Annotated in this window: 18 protein-coding genes; 4 read left to right on the plus strand and 14 right to left on the minus strand. The window is 46.0% G+C overall.

Translation table 11 applies throughout. The annotated features are described in order from the left end of the window. The first annotated feature begins 106 nt into the window (after window positions 1–106). Window positions 107–1165: a calcium/proton exchanger gene (gene cax, locus KOL94_RS13270; protein WP_221566876.1), complete on the plus strand. Its 1059-nt coding sequence runs from the start codon at window positions 107–109 to the stop codon at window positions 1163–1165. Between the two features lie 575 nt (window positions 1166–1740). Here the strand turns inward: cax and KOL94_RS13275 are convergent. From KOL94_RS13275 to uvrB, 11 genes are all read right to left on the minus strand, one after another. Next, window positions 1741–2271 carry a hypothetical protein gene (locus KOL94_RS13275; protein ID WP_221566877.1) on the minus strand — a complete coding sequence of 177 codons (531 nt, stop codon included), beginning with the start codon at window positions 2269–2271 and terminating at the stop codon, window positions 1741–1743. Window positions 2272–2289: 18 nt separating this feature from the next. Then, a complete protein-coding gene (locus KOL94_RS13280; RefSeq protein ID WP_221566878.1) occupies window positions 2290–2817 on the minus strand; it encodes an acyltransferase in 528 nt (175 codons plus the stop codon). Further along, window positions 2817–3461 carry a pyrophosphatase PpaX gene (gene ppaX, locus KOL94_RS13285; RefSeq protein WP_221566879.1) on the minus strand — a complete coding sequence of 215 codons (645 nt, stop codon included), beginning with the start codon at window positions 3459–3461 and terminating at the stop codon, window positions 2817–2819. The genes KOL94_RS13280 and ppaX overlap by 1 nt, the downstream gene beginning before the upstream one ends. Beyond that, window positions 3451–4404 (minus strand): nucleoside recognition domain-containing protein, encoded by a 954-nt coding sequence (locus tag KOL94_RS13290; RefSeq protein WP_221566880.1) that lies wholly within the window; start codon window positions 4402–4404, stop codon window positions 3451–3453. The genes ppaX and KOL94_RS13290 overlap by 11 nt, the downstream gene beginning before the upstream one ends. 29 nt (window positions 4405–4433) lie before the next feature. Further along, a complete protein-coding gene (lgt, locus tag KOL94_RS13295) occupies window positions 4434–5246 on the minus strand; it encodes a prolipoprotein diacylglyceryl transferase (RefSeq protein WP_221566881.1) in 813 nt (270 codons plus the stop codon). Between the two features lie 13 nt (window positions 5247–5259). Continuing rightward, entirely contained in the window at window positions 5260–6195 is a 936-nt protein-coding gene (gene hprK / locus KOL94_RS13300) for an HPr(Ser) kinase/phosphatase (protein WP_221566882.1), read from the minus strand. Between the two features lie 579 nt (window positions 6196–6774). Next, window positions 6775–7137, minus strand: a complete 363-nt coding sequence (locus tag KOL94_RS13305; RefSeq protein ID WP_221566883.1) for a phage holin family protein — start codon at window positions 7135–7137, stop codon at window positions 6775–6777. Between the two features lie 12 nt (window positions 7138–7149). After that, entirely contained in the window at window positions 7150–8280 is a 1131-nt protein-coding gene (locus KOL94_RS13310; RefSeq protein WP_221566884.1) for a DUF4097 family beta strand repeat-containing protein, read from the minus strand. 77 nt (window positions 8281–8357) lie between these two features. Next, a complete protein-coding gene (locus KOL94_RS13315; RefSeq protein ID WP_221566885.1) occupies window positions 8358–8663 on the minus strand; it encodes a hypothetical protein in 306 nt (101 codons plus the stop codon). Between the two features lie 153 nt (window positions 8664–8816). Further along, window positions 8817–11690, minus strand: a complete 2874-nt coding sequence (gene uvrA / locus KOL94_RS13320; protein WP_221566886.1) for an excinuclease ABC subunit UvrA — start codon at window positions 11688–11690, stop codon at window positions 8817–8819. 5 nt (window positions 11691–11695) lie between these two features. Further along, on the minus strand, window positions 11696–13678 hold the full coding sequence (gene uvrB / locus KOL94_RS13325; protein WP_221566887.1) for an excinuclease ABC subunit UvrB: 1983 nt from the start codon (window positions 13676–13678) through the stop codon (window positions 11696–11698). 216 nt (window positions 13679–13894) lie between these two features. Between uvrB and KOL94_RS13330 the strand changes: the two genes are divergently transcribed. From KOL94_RS13330 to KOL94_RS13340, 3 genes are all read left to right on the plus strand, one after another. Further along, window positions 13895–14305 carry a YobA family protein gene (locus KOL94_RS13330; RefSeq protein ID WP_221566888.1) on the plus strand — a complete coding sequence of 137 codons (411 nt, stop codon included), beginning with the start codon at window positions 13895–13897 and terminating at the stop codon, window positions 14303–14305. A gap of 63 nt (window positions 14306–14368) precedes the next feature. Continuing rightward, window positions 14369–15064 (plus strand): AIM24 family protein, encoded by a 696-nt coding sequence (locus tag KOL94_RS13335; RefSeq protein WP_221566889.1) that lies wholly within the window; start codon window positions 14369–14371, stop codon window positions 15062–15064. Between the two features lie 316 nt (window positions 15065–15380). Further along, window positions 15381–16238, plus strand: a complete 858-nt coding sequence (locus KOL94_RS13340; protein WP_221566890.1) for a sulfite exporter TauE/SafE family protein — start codon at window positions 15381–15383, stop codon at window positions 16236–16238. A gap of 117 nt (window positions 16239–16355) precedes the next feature. On the opposite strand, the gene KOL94_RS13345 is transcribed toward KOL94_RS13340, so the two are convergent. The 3 genes from KOL94_RS13345 to KOL94_RS13355 all read right to left on the minus strand — a co-directional run bounded on the left by KOL94_RS13345 (window position 16356) and on the right by KOL94_RS13355 (window position 19305). Further along, a complete protein-coding gene (locus KOL94_RS13345; protein WP_221566891.1) occupies window positions 16356–16913 on the minus strand; it encodes a cysteine hydrolase family protein in 558 nt (185 codons plus the stop codon). A gap of 635 nt (window positions 16914–17548) precedes the next feature. After that, window positions 17549–18829, minus strand: a complete 1281-nt coding sequence (locus KOL94_RS13350) for a TRAP transporter large permease (protein WP_221566892.1) — start codon at window positions 18827–18829, stop codon at window positions 17549–17551. Beyond that, on the minus strand, window positions 18826–19305 hold the full coding sequence (locus KOL94_RS13355) for a TRAP transporter small permease (protein WP_221566893.1): 480 nt from the start codon (window positions 19303–19305) through the stop codon (window positions 18826–18828). Before KOL94_RS13355 ends, KOL94_RS13350 begins: the two co-directional genes overlap by 4 nt. Between the last annotated feature and the right edge of the window lie 23 nt (window positions 19306–19328).

Consider the following 19328-nt stretch of genomic DNA (forward strand, 5'->3'; position numbering starts at 1 on the left):
GTTGTTTTCGTATAGAGTGTTGTATACTACACTTTTGAAATATATCCGCTTTCCGCGGGTATTCTGCAGCCCATAATGAAAATACGATAATGAAAGAAGGTTTCTTATGTTCAACAAAATCTTTTTCCTTGCAATCGTAATTGGTGTTCCTTTGTCTGTGGCTGGTAATTTGCTTCACTGGCCGGAAGCGATCATGTTCATCGTCTACTGTCTCACCATTGTTGCTCTTGCAGCTTACATGGGGCGTGCGACTGAAAGTCTTGCGATCCACTCAGGTCCGAGAATCGGCGGGCTGTTGAACGCCACCTTCGGGAATGCTGTCGAGCTCATCATTTCGATTTTCGCCTTGAAAGCGGGTTACGTCTCCATCGTGCTTGCCTCTTTGACAGGTTCTGTCCTTGGGAACCTCCTGCTTGTCGGGGGACTTTCGTTTTTCGTCGGGGGCTTACGTTTTAAAAGGCAAAGATTCAACGTCCACGATGCAAGACATAATTCAGCCCTGCTCATGTTCGGAGTGGTCGTCGCCTTCGTTTTCCCTGAAATTTTCGCAATGAACTTGAATGAGACTGAAGCATTGACGTTAAGTATTTGGGTTTCAGGCATTTTGATCGGTCTATACTTAGCCGGCCTCTTCTTTAAACTGGTTACGCACCGCGGTGTATATAGCAGTGAAGGCGGAGATGAAGAAGCACATGAGGAAGAAGCAGAATGGACCGGAAAGAAAGCGTTAATTATCCTGGCGTTGGCTACTGCTGCTGTCGCGTATGTGAGTGAAGCGCTCGTCCACACGTTCGAAACGGTCGGAGAGCAGTTCGGATGGAGCGAAGTTTTCATTGGGGTCATCATCGTTGCGATTGTCGGTAATGCAGCCGAACACGCGTCAGCCATCATCATGGCTTACAAGAACAAGATGGATGTAGCGGTCGAAATCGCGGTTGGTTCAACGCTTCAAATCGCGATGTTCGTCGCACCGGTACTCGTACTGCTCTCACTGATTTTCCCGACACCGATGGCTCTCGTCTTTACCGTTCCAGAACTCGTCGCCATGGTTCTTGCCGTCCTGTTGACGAATACGATAGCAAACGACGGAGATACGAACTGGTTCGAAGGTGCCACCCTGCTAGCCGCCTACTTCATAATGGGCGTCGGCTTCTACCTTCTTTAATAAATTGTTTGTTAAGCGATGGTGAAATGTTGTATTGAAAAACGACATCCGCGACACACCTGCGGGAGAAGCGAGCCAGGCAAGACCCCGCAACGAATAAAGGATCTTCGACTAAATGCCACCACGTCCAGTGGAAGTGAGCGAGGAGGCTTGCGGATCGCCTGCGGAAAGGGAGCGAACTTCGAACAAAATAAATAACGAAACCACTGGTTCACCAGTGGTTTTTCCTTTTGAAAAAGACGGTAGTACCTTAACGGACACAGGAGACCTTATTTACACCAAAACCCCATGCTTTTGCAAAATAACGGACACCACAGACCTTATTTAAAGAAATCCGATCGAAATCAGCGGGTTTCACCTCAAATAACGGCCCTGGTGTCCGCTAAATTTCTGAAACACCCCTTTTCGACACAAATAACGGCTCTCCTGTCCGCTAGATCTCACCCGCGTCTAAATTTCTTTTTCACACCTACTGCCTCAACACAAAAAGAGCCCCATTCTGAAGGAATCGCTCCAAACACCATGTCATGTTCGGGATTCACTCAGAATGAGGCTCGCACTATCCAATTTCAAGTTTATTTATAGACGTGGTTCACATAACGATGAACAAAACGGCGTACATCCCGCTCCTGTACATGGAAATGGAACTGGCATCTATGGGCATTCTTGAAATAACTGAAGTCGGTCTGCAGATATTTTTCCAATTGTTTTCGATGAATATGTACCACCAGCTCACTTGACTGGAAAGGCACCGCAATTTTCAACATCGATATATATGGAAGCTCCTTGAAGAGATAAACAAGGTTATCAAGAAGCAGTTTTCCTATCTTTAATTTAGAGGAAAAATAATGATCATAATCATCCAGATATTCAGGACTAACGTGATCGCTGTTTTCAAAACGGATGACTGCTTCGTTCCCATTCCAATAAGCATCGCGGATATAATCACTGCCTCTTAGTCGGGAAACGGCTGACAAAAAGAAGAACCGGTCCTGTTGCTCTGATTCTTTTTTCGTTTTCTTCTGAATCGCCGGGCGAACCCAAGCATCGCTTATTTGGAACTCACCATTCATATAGATCAACGACATTCTCTTCTTTTGTTCCATGTGACACCCACCTTTAATCTATATATCGTCAATATCCGACATTTGTTTATGTTTGGCCATCTCTTCTTTCGTATAGATGAGCCGCATCGGATTTCCGCCTACGAATGAACCGGGTTCAACATCCCTATGTACCAATGTGCCTGCTGAAACGACGGCTCCATCACCAATCGTCACGCCGGGCAGAATCGTACTGTTGGCACCGATCATCACTTCATCTCCAATATTTACATTACCAAGACGATACTCTTTTATCAAATATTCATGCGTTAAAATTGTCGTATTGTATCCGATAATGGTGTTTCGACCGACCGAAATCCGTTCAGGAAACATGATATCGACCATGACCATCAAAGCAAAGGCTGTCTGTTCGCCTACTTTCATACCTAGAAACGTGTGGTACAGCCAGTTCTTTACTGGAATGATCGGTGTATATCTCGCAAGCTGGATGACTACGAAGTTTTTCAGCACCTTGAAGAAAGGCACCGTCTTGTAGATCTGCCAGAGCGCATTGCTTCCCTTAACAGGATGACGCTCAGTCTTTCGCATTATACATTCACCTCTAAGACTTTTAATAGATCCGGCATTTCCTCCAGCATATAATCCGGCTCAGATCGTTCGAGGTTTTCTCTCCCCTTGATGGTCCAGGAGACTGCGGCCGTCAGCGTACCGGCATTTTTGCCCGCTTCGATATCATAACGGCTGTCCCCGACCATGATCGCGGAGGCTTTGTCGGATTGCAGCTTGTCCAACGCACGGATCACAGGCTGCGGGTCAGGTTTCGCATGCTCAACGTCATCCAGCGTGACAATCGTCGTGAAATACTCACCTAAACCCGTGATTTCAAGACCAAGCTCAACCGCATCCCGCATCTTCGTCGTTACGATGCCAAGCTTGAATCCTTTCTCATGCAACGTTTTTACCGTATAGGTAACCCCTTCATAAGCATGCACATACTCTTCATGATGGGCAAGATTATGTTCTTTATACGTACGCACCATCTCGGCAACGGACGTTTCATCGACTCTCTTAAAAGAATCAACCAAAGGCTCCCCGATGAAGGAAATGATATCATTACGAGAGTATTGCTGCGGCTTGAACTGCTCCAATGTATGTGTAAAAGAAGAGATGATCAAATCGTTCGTATTGATCAACGTTCCATCCAAATCAAACAGAATCGTATCAATTTTCATAGTTTGCTTCCTTTCGATGTCTGTATACGTTTTTTGCTTCCACACGGTTCCATATGAATGCCACAACCATCGTTAAAATGATCGCGACGACAAGCCGGATGATGAGCAATGGCCACACCGGTATTCCGAGCGGGATGAAAATCAAGGTATCTTCAATGACAGCATGACAGGATACAAGAAAGATGAATGCTAGATAAAGGTCCTTCTTTTCCACTCCGTCCTCCTTGACCGCCTGCATCATTACTCCAGCACCGTATGCGAGACCGAAAAAGATACCTGCTGCTAGAGTCGTAGATGTGTTCGGTTTCATGCCTAGCGATCTTGTAATCGGCGCCATCCAACGCGAAAACAACGTCAGCCAGTTCAAGTCTTTCATCACCTGGATGAAGATCATGAGCGGGATGACGATCGCCGCCAGCTGGAGAATGCCGATAAAGCCTTTTTCTAACCCATGCCATAAAATGTTCCAAAAACCGTTGACCTGTTCTTCTGTGCCCGAAATGAACCCATAGACAGCTTGTTCTGAACCGCCTTTCCACACGAGCGAGATGAAGAACGCGGAAATCAACGCAAGCCCGATCCGCACAGCCATCACGATCCACATTTTGATTCCGACCTTGGTCGCAACCGACGACTCGATCAGTAGATTGTGTGAAAACGAGAGCATGACAGCAAGGATGAACACTTCCTTCACTGTCAGATCAAGGCTGAGGATTGCACCGATACCCGCATACAGGTTTAAAAAGTTACCGATGACGAGCGGCAGAGCGGCCTCACCTGAAAGACCGATCCATTTCATCAAAGGCTCCGCAAGCTTGACGAGCCAATCCATCAAAGGGGTTTGCCCAAGAATTGTAACGATCAGAGTGATTGGGAAGATGATTTTACCTAGTACCCATGTTGTATTCAGGCCAACCTTCAGACCGTTTTTCAATGTGTTCATCATTTTCCTGCTTCCCCTTTCTCTAGCTGCTACAATTCGTTATACCGTTTATCTGCTAACCCAGTTTTCCTGCGATAGATGATGATACCGATACTGATGACGATCAGGACAATCGAAATCACCTGGGCGATTCGCAATGAGTCGGTCAGCATCAAGCTGTCCGTCCGTAGTCCCTCGACAAAAAAACGGCCGATTGAATAATAGATGACATAGGTTAAGAACAGCTCGCCGCGCCGTAAGTTGACACGCCGCAAACCGATCAACAGTACGAATCCGATGAGATTCCAAATCGATTCATATAGGAACGTAGGATGATAGTACGCCCCTTCTATGTACATCTGATTGATGATCCAATCCGGAAGATATAACCCTTCTAAAAATTCACGCGTCACCTCACCGCCATGGGCTTCTTGATTCATGAAGTTGCCCCAGCGGCCGATCGCTTGCCCGAGGATGATACTTGGCGCTGCAATATCTGTAAGCTTCCAGAAGGATAAATCTTTCACTTTTGAAAACACGTAAGCTGTCAAAAACGATCCGATCAGCGCACCATGGATCGCGATACCGCCTTCCCAGATCTTGATGATCTCACCCACGTGGTCTTTATAGTAATGCCATTCGAACGTAACATAATAGATCCGTGCACTAATGATGGCTACCGGAACGGCGATCATGACGAGATCGACGAACGTTTCCGAATTGATGCCTAAGCGCTTTGACTCTCGGACCGCGATATAAAGTCCGAGCAGAGCTCCAAACCCTATGATAATGCCATACCAGTAGATGGTCAATGGACCGATTTCAAGTGCGACCCGGTCCAATGGCTGGATGTTTGCAACCATTTCCTCTTACCTCCTAAAAGTCATCGTAATCTGGTGTATCGATGACATTGTTCAGCTTCTCCGAAAACTGTTGTGCCGCATTGACCCCCATCCTCTTCAGACGGAAGTTCATAGCAGCGACCTCGATAATGACAGCAAGGTTTCGTCCAGGACGGACCGGTACCGTCAACCTCGGCAGTTCGACATCGATGATTTTCATCGTTTCTTCATCGAGACCGAGCCTGTCATAGGTTTTTTTCTGATCCCAGGTTTCGAGGTTGATCACCAACGCGATCTTTTTAAAATTACGGATCGCACCTGCACCAAACAGGGTCATAACATTGATGATCCCGAGTCCACGGATTTCCAACAGATGCTGGATGAGCTCTGGTGAACTCCCGACAAGCGTCTTTTCGTCTTCCTGACGGATTTCCACCGAATCATCGGCGACCAATCTGTGCCCCCTTTTTACAAGCTCGAGTGCACTTTCACTTTTCCCGACGCCACTAGAACCTGTAATTAGGACTCCGATTCCGTAAATATCAACGAGCACACCATGTACCGCTGTCGTCGGTGCCAATTTACTTTCTAAAAAATTCGTCAACCGGCTGCTGAGACGTGTCGTCGTCAATTGTGACCGTAAAATCGGAATGCCTTTTTCTTCCGCAGCCTCACCTAATTCCGGAGGCACGTCCCAACCTCTCGAGATGATGATGCCTGGAGTCTCGTCCCTGCAAAGCTTGCGAAGACGTTCCCTGCGGATCCGGTCATCCAGTCCGTTGACGAACGAAAGCTCTGTCTTGCCCAACAGTTGCAGGCGCTCAGCCGGATAATACGCAAAATAGCCCGCCATTTCAAGGCCAGGACGAGAAATATCACTTGTCCTAATCGTCCGATGGATGCCGCTCTCGCCATGGACAAGTTCCAGCTGGAACTCATCGATCAGATCTTTTATATGTATGTTCGCCATCTTGAAAGTCACTCCCACTTTCTAGCTTTTCTACCACACTATATTTTAGCATTCTTTTTCAAATCATGCCGACTCTACACCTAGTTTTCCAAAAATAGGTTGTAAATTATGAGTGGATTTTGGGTGAATCAACGATATATTTGGGTTTTGCACCGATAAATTTGAAGTTTGCTCCGATAAAAATTGTGTTGCACCGATATAGGTTCGAGGGCGATTTCTAAAGCGTAACTCATTCAATTTTACGACATTCCGCCCTTAAAAGAATCCATCCAAACGCTCAAAAATTGTGGGGAAACCTCCTACTGTTACTGGATTGTAGAAGAATTGGCAGGTAATCGCTTACATGAGCGAAGGTGACCAATTCTGCAACCGCAGGATGACGATCAGCCCTACAGTTTAGAGTAGTAAAAAAGTACCGAGTGGCCGGATTAAGAGAGATTTTGGCAGATTCCGGTTCGATTTGGCCGGATTCCTTCGTGAACCCGCCGGATTACCTCCCAATCCAGAGCTGGACCGGAAACCCACGAAAAAAAGAACTGACCTGGATTTTCATCTTTCTCCAGGTCAGCCCTTCAAAATTTATCGATCTTTCAACGGTTTGACGATCAGGTTGTTGATCAACAGATTCAAAACGGAGATGATGATCGCTGCGACCAGCGCCATGCCGAATCCGGAAATCATGAAGGTATCCCCCATCAACGCTTGTGTGAGCATCAGGGTGATCGCGTTGATCACGAACAAGAACAGTCCAAGACTTAAAATCGTGACAGGCAAAGTCAAAATCACCAAAATCGGTTTGACGATTACATTCATGATTGCTAACAAAATACTCGCGATGATCGCTGCTCCGATTCCAGACAAATAGAAGGATTCACTGAAAAATCCGGAGACGACCATCAGCACGATCGTATTGACAATTAAAGAAACAATCCATCCTCTCAAAACACTACCTCCTTACCTCTTCGCAATTGAAATCGAACCGGTCTTCGCCACCGCCTCAATTTCATAGGTCGTCGGTGCATCTTCATTGGCGATGAATTCCATCCGCTTAAGCACCACATCTTTTGTCTCTTTCTTAATATCAACTTTATCAAGAAAACAATTCAGGCTGCCAATCGTAGCTTTCATGTTTCCGTCCACCCGCAAACTGTTAGGCACAAGGATTTCAATTTTCCCAGCGACCGTTTTAAAAGAAGCTTTTCCAGGCATAGCGTCATCTAACGTGAAGGTGATCGAGCCATTCAAGGTTTCCGCCTCGACATCTTCGTATTTACCATTTAAACGGATCGCCCCGTTCAATGTTTCAAGGTCAAGCTTTTTCCAATTACTCTGTTCCAATCTGATTTTCCCATTGGAAGTCGAGGCATTCAATGAACCGCCATCTACACGGTTCAACGTTACTGCTCCGTTCGATGTACGGACGATCATCCGGTTCGTCTTCAATTCATCGAGGGTAATGGCTCCGTTCGCTGTGCGAAGCTGGATTTCCTCGTACATTTTCGTAGGCACATACATGTGTGCTTGCACTTTCAGGCGGTTTTCATCGACAAGGAATTGAAGTTCTCCCGATTCCGTCGCAAAATGTGCATTTTTCAAAAAGTACGCTTTCGCTTCTTCGGTCGACTGGGTCCGGTACACTGAAACATGACACTCGACGCGGACACTCTGCTCCTCCCACGGATGTAACTGTATGCCCCCGTTTGTCACATGGACCTTCAGACGGTTGAAATCAACATCGTTTTCCTGAAAAACATGATCGATTTCCACTGCCTGACCGAAGTTGAAATCAAAATCAGTATCCTTCAATTTCGTCACTACCCGGTCGATCAAGCTCGAAAACTTACTGATCGTCGATTGTTCTGACTTTTTCTCATACGTATGGGTTTTGTGCTGCTTATTTGTGCTTCCGTCTTTCTGTTCATTCGTTTGCTGCTTTTGCCCCGAATAATTGACTGTCGCTGTTCTGACAGGCTGCTTTTCTTCGGAAATGTCGTTTTCTCCAACTGCTTTTAAAAGCTCAACCGCTTCTGCCGATGAAATTTTTCCCTCATCAAGCATTTTCAAAATCATCTTCCGCTCTTCCATTCTAAAAATCCCCCTTCAGATTTTTAAAAATAATTCAGGCTACGCGATTGTTCTTCAGGCGCTTTTAATCAGGAAAACTATTTCTCCTGTAATACATGTATACCCTTCATGATGTTCCATATAGCAGCGGTCACTGCAGCACCCCCGAATATGATCATGCTGATGACCGTGAAATAGTTTACGATCTGCCCTGATTCGAAAAATAAGATTGATAAGATTGCCAGGGCGAGGACAGGAATTAAATGAGAAATGTAGGCAAGACGTGCATGCTGCCTGACATCCCGATCGTCAATGAGTAGAAAAATGACTGCTGGTACGATAAAAGGTGCGAAAAACACACTCATGTAGCTTAATGATTTGATCAACTTACCCGATGAAGACAACCCCGTTCTCCTCCATTCAATCAAGACTATGAAATTTTTCGAGCACTTATTATATGTATGTGACCCGCCCAGGTCTCATGCAGCACTCTATTGATTCGACACAAAAAAGAAAAAGCCTCCTAAGATGAACCATCTTAGAAGACTTTACGCGTTCTATTTTGCTAAGGTTTCAGTTTTCTTGATTTTCGATTCCATCCGTTTCCGGTCACGCTTCAAAATCGGCGCCAAGTATTTACCCGTATAGGAAGCCTCGTTTTCCGCAATTTCCTCAGGTGTTCCTGTTCCGACTATCATACCACCTTTATCCCCGCCTTCAGGTCCGAGGTCGATGATATGGTCGACCGCCTTGATAACATCAAGATTATGCTCGATGACAAGAACTGAATCCCCGTTATCGACGAGACGTTGGAGCACAGTTAACAACCGCGAAATGTCATGGACATGAAGTCCTGTCGTCGGCTCATCTAGAATATAAAGTGTCTTCCCTGTTGAACGCTTATGCAGCTGGGATGCCAGCTTCACACGCTGCGCTTCCCCTCCAGAAATCGTCGTCGAGGACTGGCCAAGTTTGATGTAGCCGAGACCGACGTCCATCATCGTCTGCACCTTCCGTTTGATCTTAGGGATATTCGCGAAAAATTCGACCGCTTCCTCAACCGTCATGTCAAGGATGTCAGCAATGTTCTTCCCTTTGTATTTCACCTCGAGGGTTTCACGGTTATAACGCTTCCCGTGGCACACCTCACAAGGTACATACACATCTGGAAGGAAATGCATTTCGATTTTGATGATTCCGTCGCCGCGGCATGCTTCACAGCGACCACCTTTGACGTTGAAGGAGAACCGCCCTTTCTTGTACCCTCTCACCTTCGCTTCATTCGTCTGAGCGAAAACGTCCCGGATGTCATCAAAGACCCCGATATACGTTGCCGGGTTCGATCGTGGCGTACGTCCGATCGGCGACTGGTCGATATCGATGACTTTATCGATATGATCGAGCCCATCAATCTTCTTGTGTTCACCCGGTTTCTCTTTTGCACGGTGGAGCTTCTGTGCAAGTGATTTATAAAGGATCTCATTGATCAGCGTACTTTTACCGGATCCAGACACACCTGTCACACCAGTAAATACACCGAGAGGAATATCGACGTTCACTTTTTTCAAGTTGTTTTCAGTAGCCTCTTTGATCGTCAGCTTCCTTCCGTTCGACTTCCTTCTTTTCTTTGGAAGTGGGATGAATTTTTTACCGGACAAATAATTACCCGTCAACGAACTATCATCATCCATGATTTCTTGTGGCGAGCCTTGAGCGATGATCTTTCCGCCATGCGCCCCTGCGCCAGGTCCGATATCGATGATGTAATCGGCTGCAAGCATCGTATCCTCATCATGCTCGACGACAATCAACGTATTCCCGAGAGCGCGCATCTCTTCAAGCGTATTGATCAACCTGTCGTTATCACGTTGATGTAACCCGATCGACGGTTCATCCAGGATATAAAGGACACCCGTCAAACGTGAACCAACCTGAGTTGCGAGACGAATCCGCTGTGCTTCCCCACCTGATAAGGTGCCGGCAGAACGACTGAGTGTCAGGTAATCGAGTCCGACATTGACGAGGAACCCTAACCGATCATTGATTTCGCGTAATATCAAACGCCCGATCTGTGCTTCTTTTTTCGTCAGATCAAGTTCACGGAAAAACTTATCCGCATCCTTTACTGACATATCAGTAATGTTCCCAATGTGGTGATCCCGGATCTGGACCGCCCGTGCTTCCGGCTTCAACCGGTGGCCGCCACAGCTTGGGCAATGCTTTTGCGCCATATAGCCTTCCATCTGTTCCCGAATATAATCGGAACTTGTTTCATGATAACGTCGCTTGATGTTGTTCACGACACCTTCGAAGAGAATCTTGTTTTCTCTCACCTGGCCGAAATCATTTTCATAGCGAAAGTAGATTTTATCCCTGCCGCTTCCATACAAGACTTTGTCCAGTTGTGTCTTGTTTAGTTTTTTAACCGGCACATCCATATCGATTCCATAATAATCACATACACTCTTTAAAAGCTGCGGGTAGTACTGGGAGTTCTGGGGTTCCCAAGGTGCAATGGCGTTGTCCCGCAATGTACGATCCCAATCTGGAATGATCAGATCAAGATCGACTTCAAGCTTCGTCCCCAGACCATCACATGAGGAACAAGCACCAAAAGGACTGTTGAACGAGAACAGCCGGGGTTCTAATTCACCAATTGAAAAACCACAGTATGGACACGCATGATGCTGACTGAACAACAGCTCTTCCTCACCGGTGACATCGACGATCACCTTACCATCCGCGATGTTCAATGCGGTTTCAAGTGAATCTGCCAGACGTGTTTCCACACCGTCTTTTACGACGATCCGGTCAACGACGATTTCAATCGAATGCTTCTTGTTCTTTTCAAGTTTAATCTCTTCACTTACGTCGGTGATCTCACCATCCACCCGGACACGAACGTATCCTTCCTTTTTGATATCTTCAAGGACCTTCACGTGCTCCCCTTTACGCCCTGATACAACTGGAGCAAGGATTTGCAGCTTCGTCCGTTCTGGATATTCGATGATCCGGTCGACCATCTGCTGGATTGTTTGTGATGTGATCGGCACGTCATGATTTGGACAGATTGGCACCCCAATCCGCGCAAACAAAAGACGCAAGTAGTCATAGATTTCAGTCACAGTTCCCACCGTGGAACGCGGGTTTTTACTCGTCGTCTTCTGATCGATTGAAATCGCTGGTGAGAGCCCCTCGATTGAATCGACGTCCGGCTTGTCCATTTGTCCTAAAAATTGGCGCGCATACGCAGAAAGTGACTCTACGTAACGGCGCTGACCTTCTGCATAAATCGTATCGAAAGCTAAGGAGGATTTACCTGAGCCGGATAAGCCAGTCATCACGACCAGCTTATTTCGTGGGATGGTAACATCAATCCCTTTCAGGTTATGCTCCCTCGCTCCTTTTATCGTTATATGTTCATTTGCCATTGGAGTCATCCTTCCGCTTTAAGCTCTAGTACCATGTCACGAAGCTCTGCTGCACGCTCGAAATCGAGATCTTTTGCAGCTTGCTTCATTTCTTTTTCCATCCGCTCGATCACTTTCTCGCGTTCCTTCTTATCCATCTTCTGAAGAGCTTTCGCTTGTCCTGCTGACGGTTCATCCTCAGATGCGACAGTAGCACGGATCAAGTCTGGAATCGCCTTCTGGATCGTCTGCGGTGTAATTCCGTGTTTTTCATTATAGGCAATCTGCTTCGTACGACGACGTTCTGTTTCATCAATCGCAATCCGCATCGAATTCGTAATTTTATCAGCATACATGATGACATGCCCGTTCGCATTACGTGCTGCACGTCCGATCGTCTGGATCAAGGAACGCTCCGCTCTCAAGAACCCTTCCTTATCGGCATCCAAAATCGCAACGAGCGAAACCTCAGGGATATCAATTCCTTCACGAAGGAGGTTGATCCCGACAAGAACATCGAATACACCTCTTCGAAGATCCCGGATGATTTCGATCCGCTCAAGCGTCTTGATCTCAGAGTGCAGATAGCGGACTTTCACGCCGTTTTCATGTAAATAATCGGTCAGGTCTTCTGACATCTTCTTCGTCAATGTCGTGACGAGGACGCGCTCTTTCTTTTTCACCCGTTCCTGGATCTCATCCATCAAGTCATCGATCTGACCTTCGATCGGTTTCACTTCGATGGTCGGATCAAGAAGACCCGTCGGACGGATGATCTGTTCGACCATTTCTGGCGAGTGCTCAAGTTCATATGGTCCAGGTGTCGCGGATACATAGACAGCCTGGCTTACTTTCTTTTCGAACTCCTCGAACATGAGCGGCCGGTTGTCTTTCGCTGACGGCAGACGGAAACCATGCTCGACAAGGACTTGTTTCCTCGCCTGATCTCCGTTATACATGCCACGGACCTGTGGAAGCGATACATGCGACTCATCGACCATCAACAGGAAGTCCTTCGGGAAGTAATCCATCAACGTATATGGCGTCGAACCCGCTGGTCTCAATGTCAGATGACGCGAGTAGTTCTCGATCCCGGAACAGAAACCCATCTCCTGCATCATTTCGATATCATAGCGCGTTCGCTGTTCGATCCGCTGCGCTTCCAGAAGCTTGTCTTGTTCCCTCAGCTCTTTAAGTCGTTCTTCAAGTTCAACCTGGATCCGTTCGATCGCGATCTTCATCTTCTCTTCACGGGTTACGAAGTGGGAAGCCGGGAAAATCGCAACATGACTGCGTTCCCCAAGAATCTCACCTGTGAGCGCATCCACCTCGGTGATCCGATCGATCTCATCCCCGAAAAATTCCACCCGGATACAGTGTTCATCACGTGATGCCGGGAAAATCTCGACGACATCTCCGCGGACACGGAACGTACCACGTGTGAAGTTCACATCATTCCGCGCGTATTGGATATCGACAAGGTCATGCAGCAATTGATCGCGATCCTTTTCCATATCTGTTCGCAACGAAACAACGAGTTCACGATATTCTTCAGGATTACCCAAACCATAGATGCACGATACACTGGCAACGATAATGACATCATTCCGTTCAAAAAGAGCTGATGTCGCTGAGTGGCGCAGCTTATCGATTTCATCATTGATGCTCGCATCTTTTTCTATGAAAGTATCGGATTGAGGTATGTACGCCTCAGGTTGATAATAGTCGTAGTAGCTGACGAAATACTCAACCGCATTGTTCGGAAAGAGTTCCTTGAATTCACTGTACAGCTGACCAGCCAGCGTCTTGTTGTGGGCAATTACAAGCGTGGGTTTATTGACCTGCTGGATGACATTCGACATCGTAAACGTCTTCCCGGTACCTGTAGCTCCGAGCAAAGTCTGATGTCTTTTACCAGCGTGGATGCCTTCGACCAGTTGCTTGACCGCGTTGGGCTGATCCCCTTCAGGTTGGTATTTCGACACTAATTCGAACTGCTTCTCACTCATGCGACGAACCCCTCCGTTTCTTAAATCTCACTATCAAACATTATAGCACAGGATTAGGAAAAAATAACAAGAAAAACGAACTTACATTCGCCTTTTTTGTTCCTGGTAATTTTTTCTCATGTATTCTCATAAATAATGAAACAGTAGACATGCTTTTCCCGTCTATACATTTAAGGAAACTTGAATTCTTGTTTTGATGTTTTGGAGGTAAATACGATGAAAAGATGGTTCTATGGAGCTATATCGATTGTTTGCATGTTTCTTTTTGCATATCTTGTCATCATCCCGAACCTGCCGGGCAATGCCAGCAGTATCCCTGGTCAATCCGGGAACGGCGCCATGCCTGAAGAAGATCTATGGGAGCAATCGATCACTGGATATATTGTTGATAAAGAAAATGAACGCATTCTTGTTTTAGAAGGAATTGAAAAAGAAGAACTCGAGGGCTTCGACCCGAAAAATATCCATGAGTACCCGAGCAGCGGTGCTTACTGGTTCAAGGTTGATTCTGTCGATACTTATAAAATTGGGCAAAAGGTCGAGGTCTGGCCAAAAGGCGCAATCGCTGAATCGTACCCTGCCCAGGGAACGGCTGGAAAAATCAATATTTTAGAGGAAGCAGATTAAAAGGAACTTGGGACCGGGACGGCGAATTGAACTGATAGACTATGAAAAATGCAGGTGATAGGAATGTCGAAATATTCAATTGAAGAGTTTGTCAGACAAACTTCCCAGGAAGATAAAGGCGAAGGGCTATTCGAGCTTGAAACGCCGCGGATCCTTGAAATCAACTTGGACGGAAACGTCTGGGCGAAGATGGGGGCGATGGTTACCTACCACGGGAACATCAAATTTGTCCGTGAAGGGATCCTCGAACACGGCATCGGTAAAATGTTCAAAAAAGCATTGACCGGTGAAGGGGCAGCCCTTATGAAAGCAAATGGATCAGGGAAGCTCTACCTTGCAGATCAAGGTAAGAAAATCACGATCCTCCAGCTACAGAACGATTCGATCTATGTGAACGGGAACGACCTGCTCGCATTCGAACCGTCAATTGACTGGGACATCAAATTGATGAGGCGAATCACTGGGATGATGGCTGGCGGACTATTCAACGTACATTGTCAGGGAACCGGGATGATTGCTATCACTTCCCACTATGAACCGTTGACAATTCAGGTAACGCCGGGCCGTCCGGTGTTCACAGATCCGAATGCGACCGTCGCCTGGTCAGGCTCGCTCTCGCCAGACTTCCAGACTGATGTATCTTTGAAAACCTTCTTCGGAAGAGGAAGTGGTGAGTCAATCCAGATGAGGTTCGAAGGCAGCGGGTTCGTTGTCGTCCAACCATACGAAGAAATCTATATGCAGCAAAGTCAATCCTGAACAGAAAAACGGCCTAGTGCCGTTTTTTCATTGTTGAAATAAATTTACGGACATGAGAGACCTTATTAAGGTGAAAAACACTGTTTTTACATCTTTACGGACACCAGAGACGTTATTTACCGGAATTCACTTGAAAACAGCAGAATTTGTCACAGATAACGGCTCTCCTGTCCACTAATTTATAGAAACCCCACTTTTTGACATAAATAACGTCCTGTATGTCCATTATTTTCATATTCCTCAAATGAGTTGGAACTCTTAAGTGGTATACTGTAACATAGACAGAGTGGAAATTGCTTTTTAAGAAGGAGAAGTTATGGAATTACTATATATCATTCTTGGTTTTACGATCGGCATCTTGTCAGGTTATTTTGGAATCGGCGGCGGATTCATCTTGACCCCTGTCCTGATGCTTATCGGTTATGCCCCGGTTGTCGCGATCACAACCAGTCTCTTATACGCGATCGGTTCTTCAATCTCAGGCGTCTGGGCGCATTTCAAAATGAACAATGTGGTTTGGAAGACAGCTCTATTGCTTGGAATAAGCGGTGTCGCTGCGACCCAATTCGCCAAGCCTTTCGTACTCTGGCTGGACAAGAACGGATACGACGTAACAGTCATCCCGATCCTATACGCAGTGATCATCGGTTATTTTGCATATTCACTTTTGAAGAAGACAAACAAGGCAAAAGCGGTCAAAATAGAGAAACCTGGTCTCTTCATGACTTTGATCATTGGTTTTATCGGCGGATTGATGTCAGCAACCTTAGGAGTAGGCGGTGGATTTGTCATGGTACCGCTTATGATCTCCATCATGAAATTCGAATCAAGGAAAGCCGTTGGCACAAGTCTCGTCAGCGTCTTGATGATCGTCACCGCAGGGTTCATCTCTTATGCGGTCACAATTGAAATCGACTATATACTCGGATTAATATTGGTTGCTGGAGCATTATTCGGAAGCCAGGTCGGAGCAAAACTGACTTCGTTTTACTCGAACGATCAGATCAAGAAATACTTCGGGCTCCTCTACATCACAACGCTCGTCAGCATCCTGTTCGAACTGTTCAATCTCGATATCGCTGGAATTTCCGTATTAGGACTCTATATGATTGTCCTGCTAGGAAAGTTTACCAAAGACCTGCTCCAACGCAGGCATAAAGAATCGGTATCATGATAAAAGCTGGTCCCAAAGGATCAGCTTTATTTTATTTTTAACGTTCCTAATAGTTTTCCTAACTCATGTAAAAAGACTGCCAACTCGGCAGCCTTCTCGCAAATTATTTTATTTCGTTCATCGATAATTGTTATGATTCGGTTGAAACAGATTTTCCTCCGTATTCCTCACATCAGAAAAATTTTCTACATTGTAATGGCCATCTAGGATCCTGTTATGATGGTCGATGATTTGTTCCGCGGATAAGTTTTCTGAGTCAGTCGTTGAATGCCCATCTCGTACCAATGTCACATCAAAATCGTTGACAGTCGCCATTCGTACGGCTGTGTCGATACAGTGTTCTGTTTTACACCCCATCATGACGAGGTGTCCAACTTCCTTTTCCTTTAAATAACTCAGTAATGGTGTTCCATGAAACGCATTGGTTGCAGCCTTATCAAAGACTTCCGCATCAGATGGAACATTGATTTTATCATGAATTTGGAATCCAGTCCCTTTACCTTCAGCGACATCAAGGTCTCTCACAAAAACGATCAATGAATCGGATTCTATTGCTTTGTTTATCACGATATTGATATTCGCCAACAATTCTTCCTTTTTAAAAACACAAGCCTCTTTTTCATTTCCATCAATCAGTTCTTGTTGAGCATCAATTACCAGCAAAGCTTGCTTCAATCACAGCACTCCTTTTTAATTAAAATCCTGCACTACTCCTACTATATAAACGTTCATTTTTAATCATCATCATAAAAACCGCCCCCTTTAAGAATCATCCTTTACCTATTTCGCTATCGATACCTCCAAACCCTTCATGGGGAAGTTTGCATGGGTTATTTTTTTTACGACTTTTTAAATAAAGGCTTTGTTAATCTTCGTTGTTGATTTTAAACGAAATTCACGACACTCCTGCGGGAACAGCGAGCCAGGTGAGACCCCGCAGCGAACTAAGGATCTTCGACTAACAACCACCACGTCCTATGAGCGAGGAGGCTTGCGGAAGTGGGTTAAGGCTGGGAAGTGGTGTCTAGCTCAGCGACCAGTCACTTGGATCACTTCAAACTTCCTGCGGCGGCAACACATTGATTGACATCCTTTATGAGTTAGCCCACGCAGAACCAAGTCTTTGTTTGGTTCGAGCCTCTTCGTCAGTTTTCCAGTAACCTGCGTGACTAAACGGGTCGTTTCCGCTTTTCGTTTGTCCGCGGAAAGGGAGTGAATTTCGAAAAAAATCAACATTATTCTTTAACAAAGTCTAGATTAAAAGAACCAAAAGGAAAAACTCATTCGAAAATGAGTTTTTCCATCAGTTCTTATAAGTTGAACAGATTCGGAATCCACAACACCGCGTCTTCCCAAAAGGTAATCACGAACAAAATCAGGATCCCCATCACGAGGAACGGCATAGTCGATCTTACTAATCGCTCGAATTTCACTTCAGCAATTGAGGATACGATGAATAGCCCAGTGCCTACCGGCGGTGTCAACAAGCCGATCGTCAGGTTGATACAGATGATTACCCCGAAATGGATCGGATCGATTTGAAAAGCGGTCAAGAGCGGCATGAACACCGGCACCAGGATGATCAATGCTGCAATTCCATCCAGAACTGCCCCCAACAATAACAGGAAAAGATTGACGAGGAGCAGGAACACGATCGGACTGTCAGACAATGAGAGCATCGAATTCAATAACAGCTGCGGGATCTGCTCGAATGCGATCATCCATCCGAAGATGTTCGCCATCGCGATCAAGAACGTAACTGTCGCAGTACTGATCACCGTGTTCAAAAGAATTTTCGGTAGCTTTTTCACCTTCAGCTCCTTGTAGAAAAATGCCCCGACAAGGTAGGCAATCAAGCAAGCGACCGCAGCAGATTCAGTTGCCGTGAACGCCCCGCTCAATATCCCGAAAATGATGATGAACGGAACGAGCAATGCAGGCAGAACGTTCAATGTATTCTTTAAAATATCTGCACCGGACGCTCTTTCGTGCTTTGGAAAATTGTATTTAAAGCCAAGGAACGCAATCAGTGAGATGAACCCAATTCCATATAGAATTCCTGGAATGATGCCGGCCATGAACAATCCACCGATCGATGTCCCCGATAAGGTACCGTAGATGATGAAGATCATACTCGGCGGAATGATCGGCGCTACGATTGAAGACGCCAAGGTTAATGCAGAAGAAAACTCCTTCTTATAACCCTCTCGCTCCATTTCCGGAACCATGACCTTGCTCATCATTGCAGCCTGGGCGTTCGCAGAACCGAGTATTGACGCCAAAAACATGTTCGCGACGACCGTTACGTAAGCAAGGCCTCCTCTCACATGTCCGAACAGTACTTTTGCAAACCGCACAAGACGTGAGGTAATCCCACCGCCGTTCATCAGCTCACCTGCGAGCATGAACAACGGGATCGCCAGCAAACCGAAATTATCGAGCCCGGAAAAGAGCCGCATCGGTGTGGATTCCAGAAGCATCGTGTTCCCAACCGTGAAAAAGTACAGGATCGTTGTCATACCGAGGACCAGTGAAATCGGGATCCCCATGAAAAGAAACAGGAAAAACATCAGGATAACTAGAATCGTCATTGCGCAACATCCTCTCTTATCGCCTCAATCATGTTAGCAATCAGATGGATGGCCGCGAACGTCAGTCCTAGGGGTACAGCCAAATAAGGGATCCACATCGGCAGTAAAAGCGACGTTGATTTTTGAAACGCGACACTCGGTGAAAGAATCCATTGATAACTGTAAAAAAGAATGAGCCCTAAAAAGATGAGCATGAACACGTGCCCAATCACGAAGACTACTCTTTTTACCTTAGGAGGCAAATACTCAAGCACAATCGAAACTGCGGCCTGGGACCGATACTTCAGCCCCAGACTGCCGCCAATGAAACTTACCCAGATCAATAAAAAGATAGAGACTTCACCAGCCCATGATAATGGTGAGTTGAATAAATATCTGAATGCGACAGCCAGCGTGACGATCACTGCCATCGAAAACATCAGAACAATGGATATATATTTTTCAATCGTCGAGATGCCATTGCTCAAAGCTTTCATGTGTGAAACCCCCTTTAGATTAA

Origin of the sequence: Alkalihalobacillus sp. TS-13 (assembly GCF_019720915.1) — a bacterium.
Taxonomy (GTDB): domain Bacteria; phylum Bacillota; class Bacilli; order Bacillales; family Fictibacillaceae; genus Pseudalkalibacillus.

What these genes read in the sequence shown, in the direction of transcription:
- cax (WP_221566876.1), top strand. Translation starts at nt 107, where the DNA reads ATGTTCAACAAAATCTTTTTCCTTGCAATCGTAATTGGTGTTCCTTTG.
- KOL94_RS13275 (WP_221566877.1), bottom strand. Translation starts at nt 2,271, where the DNA reads ATGGAACAAAAGAAGAGAATGTCGTTGATCTATATGAATGGTGAGTTC.
- KOL94_RS13280 (WP_221566878.1), bottom strand. Translation starts at nt 2,817, where the DNA reads ATGCGAAAGACTGAGCGTCATCCTGTTAAGGGAAGCAATGCGCTCTGG.
- ppaX (WP_221566879.1), bottom strand. Translation starts at nt 3,461, where the DNA reads ATGAAAATTGATACGATTCTGTTTGATTTGGATGGAACGTTGATCAAT.
- KOL94_RS13290 (WP_221566880.1), bottom strand. Translation starts at nt 4,404, where the DNA reads ATGAACACATTGAAAAACGGTCTGAAGGTTGGCCTGAATACAACATGG.
- lgt (WP_221566881.1), bottom strand. Translation starts at nt 5,246, where the DNA reads ATGGTTGCAAACATCCAGCCATTGGACCGGGTCGCACTTGAAATCGGT.
- hprK (WP_221566882.1), bottom strand. Translation starts at nt 6,195, where the DNA reads ATGGCGAACATACATATAAAAGATCTGATCGATGAGTTCCAGCTGGAA.
- KOL94_RS13310 (WP_221566884.1), bottom strand. Translation starts at nt 8,280, where the DNA reads ATGGAAGAGCGGAAGATGATTTTGAAAATGCTTGATGAGGGAAAAATT.
- uvrA (WP_221566886.1), bottom strand. Translation starts at nt 11,690, where the DNA reads ATGGCAAATGAACATATAACGATAAAAGGAGCGAGGGAGCATAACCTG.
- uvrB (WP_221566887.1), bottom strand. Translation starts at nt 13,678, where the DNA reads ATGAGTGAGAAGCAGTTCGAATTAGTGTCGAAATACCAACCTGAAGGG.
- KOL94_RS13330 (WP_221566888.1), top strand. Translation starts at nt 13,895, where the DNA reads ATGAAAAGATGGTTCTATGGAGCTATATCGATTGTTTGCATGTTTCTT.
- KOL94_RS13335 (WP_221566889.1), top strand. Translation starts at nt 14,369, where the DNA reads ATGTCGAAATATTCAATTGAAGAGTTTGTCAGACAAACTTCCCAGGAA.
- KOL94_RS13340 (WP_221566890.1), top strand. Translation starts at nt 15,381, where the DNA reads ATGGAATTACTATATATCATTCTTGGTTTTACGATCGGCATCTTGTCA.
- KOL94_RS13350 (WP_221566892.1), bottom strand. Translation starts at nt 18,829, where the DNA reads ATGACGATTCTAGTTATCCTGATGTTTTTCCTGTTTCTTTTCATGGGG.
- KOL94_RS13355 (WP_221566893.1), bottom strand. Translation starts at nt 19,305, where the DNA reads ATGAAAGCTTTGAGCAATGGCATCTCGACGATTGAAAAATATATATCC.